At 67.4% G+C, this 6,791-nt stretch carries 7 protein-coding genes; all 7 read right to left on the bottom strand.

The window, feature by feature from the left end; all coding sequences use genetic code 11:
• Window positions 1-129: 129 nt before the first annotated feature.
• The gene (locus L0H79_RS19445) at window positions 130-816 is read right to left on the bottom strand and encodes an aldolase (protein ID WP_301486295.1); all 687 of its coding nucleotides are present in this window, start codon (window positions 814-816) and stop codon (window positions 130-132) included.
• Entirely contained in the window at window positions 813-2,216 is a 1,404-nt protein-coding gene (locus L0H79_RS19440; protein ID WP_301486294.1) for a GntP family permease, read from the bottom strand. Before L0H79_RS19440 ends, L0H79_RS19445 begins: the two co-directional genes overlap by 4 nt.
• 42 nt (window positions 2,217-2,258) lie before the next feature.
• Entirely contained in the window at window positions 2,259-3,218 is a 960-nt protein-coding gene (gene denD / locus L0H79_RS19435; RefSeq protein ID WP_301486293.1) for a D-erythronate dehydrogenase, read from the bottom strand.
• Window positions 3,219-3,262: 44 nt separating this feature from the next.
• Window positions 3,263-4,033, bottom strand: a complete 771-nt coding sequence (locus tag L0H79_RS19430; RefSeq protein ID WP_301486292.1) for a DeoR/GlpR family DNA-binding transcription regulator — start codon at window positions 4,031-4,033, stop codon at window positions 3,263-3,265.
• Complete coding sequence (gene otnI, locus L0H79_RS19425; protein ID WP_301486291.1) at window positions 4,030-4,806, bottom strand: 2-oxo-tetronate isomerase; 777 nt, start codon at window positions 4,804-4,806, stop codon at window positions 4,030-4,032. Before otnI ends, L0H79_RS19430 begins: the two co-directional genes overlap by 4 nt.
• A gap of 33 nt (window positions 4,807-4,839) precedes the next feature.
• Window positions 4,840-6,102 carry a 3-oxo-tetronate kinase gene (gene otnK / locus L0H79_RS19420; RefSeq protein WP_301486290.1) on the bottom strand — a complete coding sequence of 421 codons (1,263 nt, stop codon included), beginning with the start codon at window positions 6,100-6,102 and terminating at the stop codon, window positions 4,840-4,842.
• A 380-nt stretch (window positions 6,103-6,482) separates the two neighbouring features.
• Window positions 6,483-6,791 (bottom strand): transposase (locus tag L0H79_RS19415; RefSeq protein ID WP_301486289.1); only part of this gene is annotated, 309 nt, incomplete at its 5' end.

Below are 6,791 nucleotides of genomic sequence, written 5' to 3'. Positions count from 1 at the left end.
GGGGTGGTGGCCGCCGGCCCCCCCCCCCAAAAAACCGGGGGGTTGTTTTGGCCCCATAGGGGGGGCCCCCCCCCCCCGGGGGGGGGGGGGGGGGGGGGGGGCCCCCCCGACACCTCCTGGTTCACCTCGTTAAGGCAGCAGCTCCACAATCTCCGCCTCGGTGAGCTGGCGCACTGGCCGGTTGTGCAGCAGCAGCGCCAGCTCCGCCGAGGCTTCCAGCTCTTCCGCCGCGTTAACCGCGGCTTCGAGAGAGGCTCCGGCGACGATGCTGCCGTGGTTGCTAAGGATGATGGCTGGTCCGCGGCGGCCTGCCTCGGTGATGTCCGCCTCGATCTCGGCGCTGCCGGGACGGTAGTAGGGCACGACCGGGACCTCGCGACCCAGACGCATCACGAAGTATGGCGTGAACGCCGGCAGCAGTTGCTGGCCGTCGGCGCGCTCCAGACAGCTCAGTGCCGTCACGTGGGTGGAGTGCAGGTGCACGATGGCCCCGGCCTCCGGCCGTGACTCATATAACGCACGGTGCATCACCACCTCCTTCGACGGCCGGTCGCCGTCCACGTGTTGCCACTCCTCGTCGAGGAGCGATAGACGCTCTGCGGACAGGCGTCCCAGGGACGAGTCCGTCGGAGTCATCAGGTAGCCGCCCGGAACCCGGACGCTGATGTTCCCGGCGCTGCCGACGGAGAATCCCCTCTGGAACAGACTCTCGGCGAGCCGGACGATCTGCTCGCGTTGGTCCTTGTGATTCATCGAGGCTCCTCGTCGTGTCGTGTGGTTGTATTCAGCCTGACTAATGGTCGGGGTCAGCGTCATCCGACAAGCACGTCCGCGACCAGGATGGTCACCAGCGACGTCGCCCAGGCGACCGTGGTGGGCATCGACCAAGTGAGGATCTGGTGCTTGACCGTCTTGACGCCCAGCATCCGGTTGACTACCCAGAACAGGCTGTCGTTGAAGTAGCTGAATACCATCGCACCGAGAGCTGAAGCCTGTGCAGCCAGGACCATGTTGACGTCAGGGATCTGGGCCAGGATCGGGGCCGACAGCGAGGCTGAGGTGATGATGGCGACCGTGCCACTGCCCTGGACCAGACGGACCATCGTGGCGATCAGGAACGGGATCATGATGACCGGCAGCGGCAGACCGGACACCCACTCGCCGATGTACTGACCGACACCACTGTCGCGCAGGACGGCGCCCAGGGCACCACCGGCACCGGTGACCAGCAGGATGATGCCGGCGGTGTCGATGCCCTTCTCCATCTCGGCCAGGGCGTCGTGCCGGCTGAGCTTGCGGGCCACTCCATACAGCGCGAGCAGCACACCGATGCCGATCGCGATGACCGGGTTGCCGATAAAGGCCGAGGTATCCACCAGGAACTGCGGGATGGCGTCCGGGTTGGCGGTGGCGAGCGCCGCCACGCCGGTGTTGAGGAAGATCAGAACGATCGGCGCCAAGATCGGCAGCATCGACATGAACAACGACGGAAGCTCGACCTCACGGTCCTCCGCCAACTTCGAGAACTCAGCGAAGGCGTCCTCGGTCGCCAGTGCCTCACCAGTGTCCCGCTCGATCATCGCCTCGATCTTCGGGCCCATGACCCGCGCATAGATCGTGACGGTGAACAGCGCCGGGATGGTCAGCAGCACGCCATAGAGGATCATGTCGCCGATGCCGACGCCGAAGATGCCGGCCGCACCCAGCGGGCCGGGGGTGGGCGGCACTGCGTGGTGGGTGAGCACCATGCCGCCGGCAAGGGCGATGCCCAGAGTGAGGAAGGAGCGGTTGGCGGTGCGGCTCAACGACTTGACCAGCGGCTGAAGGATGACGAAGGCGCTGTCGACGAAAATAGGGATCGAGATGATGTATCCCGCTCCAGCCAGGGCCCACTCCTCCTTCTTCGACCCGAGCCAGCGGAGGAAGGAGATGGCCAGCTTCTCAGCTGCGCCAGAGACCTCCAGCAGCCGGCCCATCATCACTCCGAAGCCGACCACCAGACCGATGGTCGCCAGGGTGGAGCCGAATCCGGAGGTGATCGAGGCAATTGCGTCGGCTGGCGCCATCCCGGCCGACAGGCCCGCGATGGAGGCGGCGACGATGAGTGCGAGGAGTGCGTGGACCTTGGTGCGCAGCACCAGGACTACGAGCACCGCGATCGCGACGCCTAGCCCGACGATGGCGCTCGGGCCGACTGTGTTGACGGCATCGTTCATGAGTGTTCTGCTTTCGTGCGTGGGGGCAAGGGGTGGGTGGAGTCAGCCGACGAACTCGTCGCGGTACTGAGTCACGACGTCGTCGAAGTTCTCGTCCCTGAGGAAGCCGAGAGACAGGGGACGCTCGACGTCAAAGTCACCAGGCCAGGAGCCGACGATGTCCCTGACGCGCTGATCGGGCACATCGGTGACGAGCTGGCGGGCCTCGGGCCCCCCGACCCGCTCGAGGCTCTCGAGCATCTGTCCGACGGTGACGCTGATGCCAGGCAGGTTGAGGGTGCGCCAGCTCCCCAGCTCCGCGCGGTCGATCTCGAGGGCGCGCACCAGGTTCTGCACCGCGGTCGCCGGCGAGGACAGCCACATCCGGGTCTCGTGCGGGACCGGGACCTCGGAGGATATGCCGTTCAGCGGCTCCCGCAGGATGCCGCTGGCGAACGAGGAGGCGGCCGAGTTCGGCTTGCCCGGGCGGACCGAGATCGTCGGCAGGCGCAGCACGCGACCGTCGATGAATCCCTTGCGGGAGTACTCGTTGACCAGCAGCTCGCCGATCGCCTTGAGTGCCCCGTAGGTGGACTCGGGCATGGAGGCCAGGTCCTCAGGGACCCGGTCCGGCATCGGACCTCCGAAGACGGCCAGGGAGCTGGTGAAGGCAAAGCGCGGGCTGGCGCCGGTGGCGCGGGCCGCCTCGAGCAGAGCGCGGGTCCCGTCGACGTTGACCCGCATCGCGAGGTCGAAGTCCTCCTCCGAGCCACCGCTGAGCACCGCCGCGAGGTGGTAGACGCCGACCGTGTCCGGGGTGATGGCGCTGGCGATCAGCTCGGGGTCGGCGAGGTCGCCGACGATCGAGGTGACGCGCGGGTCCTCGATCGGGCAGTCGACGAGGTCGAACGAGACGATCTGGTCGAAGGGCAGCGGCGCGCTGCCCTGGTCCTGACGCTCGAGGAGCAGTCGGATGACTCGGCTGCCGAGGAAGCCGGCGCCGCCGGTGACGACAATTCTCATGGTGGTCCCTTTCAGGTGGGTGCGGTGAAGGTGGGCAGGAAGAGCTAGGACACGTCGGCGAGGACGAGCGGGATGTCGGCGGCAGCAATCCCCTCGCGCGCCGACTCGGACAGACCGGAGTCGGTGATGACGGCGTCGAACTCGGCCAGTCGGGCGGCCCTCAGGGCCGCCACGCGGCCATATTTCGTGCTGTCCGTCACGAGCACGGTGCGTTGTGAGCCTTCGACGATGGCGCGCTTGACGACCTTCTTGGCCTCGGTGGGCACCGAGGGACCCCGGAGGTCGAAGGACGAGGTCGACAAGAAGGCGATGTTGACGTTGAAGTCCGCGATGAACGACGCCACGTGGTCGCCTTCGGTCGACAGGTTTGCGCGGTCCACGCGGCCTGAGGCCAGGTAGAGCTCACCGCAAACAGCGGACTCTGAGAGAAAGGTGGCGATGACCAGGTCGTTGGTGACGAAGGCAAGGTCAGAGCGGTCGGCCAGCTCGCGGGCGATCGCCAGGGTGGTGGTGCCGGCATCCAGCAGCACCAGGTCACCGGAGTCGACCATGGTGGCCGCGCGGCGGGCGATCGCGGCCTTCTCGGCCAGCTCCATGCCCTCCTTGACCGCGTGCGACTGGTCCAGGACAAGCCGTGCCGGCAGGGAGACCCCGCCTGAGACCGAGGCGACCCGGCCCAATCCCTCCAGGGTGTTGATGTCCCTGCGCACCGTCATGTGGGAGACGCCCAGCAGCGCACACAGCTCGGCGATCGTGGCCGTGCCCTGGCGCTGGAGGACCTCCAAGATCTGGCGCTGCCGCTCCAGAGGGATCATCGACCGGCTCGGTAGGTCTCGAGCCAGCCCAACCCGCTGACTGTCTCCGTCGCCGGGTGGTACTCACAGCCCACCCATCCGTCATACCCCGTCTCATCCAGGGCGTTAAGCACGAAGGGATAGTTCAACTCCCCGGTGTCCGGCTCGTGGCGGTGAGGGACACCGGCGATCTGCACGTGCCCTACGCGGTCGATGACCTGGCCGATGAGACGCGTGACATCGCCGTCGGTGATCTGGGCGTGATAGAGGTCCAACTGCAGCCGGACGTTGTCTCGGTCCACCGTGTCCAGGAGCCGCAGCACCTGGCGCACACTGCCCAGCAGGTAACCCGGCATGTCGTAGGGGTTGATGGGCTCGAGCAGGATCGATCGACCAGACTCAGCGACCCGGTCTGCGGCGTACTGCACGTTCCGCACATAGGTCGCCTCGGCCGAGGCGTCGTCCCCGGGGATCCCGGCCATGGCGTGAAGCCGCACGCAACCCAACGCATCGGCATACTGCAGTGCCGTCTCCACGCTGGTCTCGAACTCAGCCTCGCGGCCTGGCAGTCCCGTGAGCCCGCGCTCACCGCTGGCCCAGTCTCCCGGGGGGAGGTTGAACAGCGCCTGGATGAGACCGTGCTGCTGCAGCCGGGCGGCGATCTGCTCGGCCGGGAAGTCGTAGGGGAAGAGGAACTCGACGGCCTCGAAGCCGGCGTTGGCAGCAGCCTCGAAGCGGTCCAGGAAGTCCAGCTCGGTGAAGAGCATCGACAGGTTTGCGGCAAACTTAGGCATGGCGAGGGGACCTTTCTGTGAAGGAGATGTGGGTCAGTGTCGGGGGGCTTGGGCGAGGGAGAAGAAGTCGACGTCACCGAAGTTGCCTGACTTGAGGGCGAGGTCGATGTCGGAGCTGATTGAGCGCACCCAGGGCACTCCCGGGGCGATCTGCGGGCCGACCTCGAAGCCGGTGACGCCCAGCGCGGTGGTCACGGCGCCCGAGGTCTCGCCGCCTGCGACGATGAAGCGGCGCACTCCCCTGTCGGCCAGGGCGGAGGCCAGCCAGCCAAACATCCCCTCGATGGCCTCGCTCACCTCGTGCGCGCCGTGTGCCTCCTGCAGCCTGGACACCTCCTCCGGAGATGCGGTGGCGGAGACCAACGGCGCGGGACCGTCGGTCGGCTGATCCAGGACCCACTGCAGGATCTGCTGCCGGTAGTCCTCGGGCACGGCCACCAACTGGTCGACGTTCACAGCCAGCGACGACGCTGCCTCGCGGTAGGCCGCGACCTGCTGATTGGTCATCACCGAGCTGGAGCCGGAGAGCACGACCGTGCGGCCGTCCCGCTCCTGCCAGGCGGTGGTGTGCGCGCCCGTCGCGCCACTGAGCGCGCGGGCCAGTCCGGCCCCCAAGCCGCTGCCGCCGGTGACGAGCGGGTAGTCCGCGACTGCCTGCCCGAGCACATCGAGGTCGGCCTCCGTGATGGTGTCGAGGACGGCATAGCGGTATCCCTCGGTGCGCAGGGCCGTGAGTGCTTCGCGCACCGCGGCCGGCCCCTGGGCGATCACAGCTGCCTGGACGTTGCCGGTGCTGCCCTGCGCCTGCGCGTCCATCAGGCGCATCACGTTGGAGTCGGTCATCGGTGTGATCGGGTGGTTGCTCATGCCCGACTCGTGCAGCGGGACATCCTCGACGAAGAGATAGCCGCGGTAGGTGGTGCGTCCGTTGACCGGAAGGGACGGGCAGATGACGGTGAAGTCCTCACCGAGGGCACCGAGCAAGGCGTCGGTCACCGGGCCGATGTTGCCGGCAGGCGTGCTGTCGAAGGTCGAGCAGTATTTGAAGTAGAAGCGCTCCGCACCCTGCGCCTGCAGGAAACGCAGGGCAGCCAGGCTGACCGAGACAGCTTCCTGCGCCGGGATCGAGCGGCTCTTGAGGCTGATGACCACGGCATCAGCGTCCTTCGGGACCGTGGTGCCCTCGGCGGGCACGCCGGTCAGCTGGACCGTGCGCAGCCCGTTGGCCACGAGGAACCCCGCGATGTCGGTCGCGCCGGTGAAATCGTCTGCGATGACGCCCAGCCGCACTGCCATGTCTCCTCCTTGAGATTCGCGCCTGGTGGCTGTGTCAGATGGACTTCACCAGGACGTTGCACAAAGATTACCAGGAGTTCACATATTTGCACAAGATGCCACAGATCTCTCGCCGAGGTCCGGGTGCCGGAGCGGGCACCCAGTCCCCCGCGGCACGCTCCCTCTCGGCAACCACCTGGTCAGTCAGGGACCTGCGCCAAGTCCAAGTGCCTGACTCGATGACTTCGCCTCAGCCTGGATCCGCCGGGCGGGTTTGGTGAGCGTCGTCCGCAGTTGCTGAGGGCGGTCTGACGAGGGTTCGTGGATTCTGGGCAGGGAAGGGCCGCCGGTCTGTCCGGCTCTTCCACGTGGGTCGTTCCTCGAAGGGGCAGGGGGCTGGGTCAGGAGGGTGCGTAGGCGGCCTCGAAGAGGCCTTGCCAGGCGTCCTGCCAGGGCCAGTTGGTGGGCAGGTGCAGGTGGAGGCGTCGGGCGCGGTTGGCGATGCGGGCCGGGATCTTGATCAGCTGGTCCCGGATGGTGGCCGCCCGGGCCCGGGCGTGGAAGGTGGAGGCCAGGATGCCGGCGGCGCGGGTGAGGTTGAACGCGATCGCGGCCAGCACCGTCCACGCACCGTTGGCCGAGAACGACCCCGAGCTTATCTTGAGTCCGAGGGGGTCACGAACCTGTGACCTGGGGGTTTGTTTCGTGGA

The sequence above is a fragment of the Intrasporangium sp. genome, assembly GCF_030452765.1.
Taxonomy (GTDB): domain Bacteria; phylum Actinomycetota; class Actinomycetes; order Actinomycetales; family Dermatophilaceae; genus Intrasporangium_A.
Note: the sequence above shows the minus strand (reverse complement) of the source record. Positions and strands in the feature narration are given on the sequence as shown.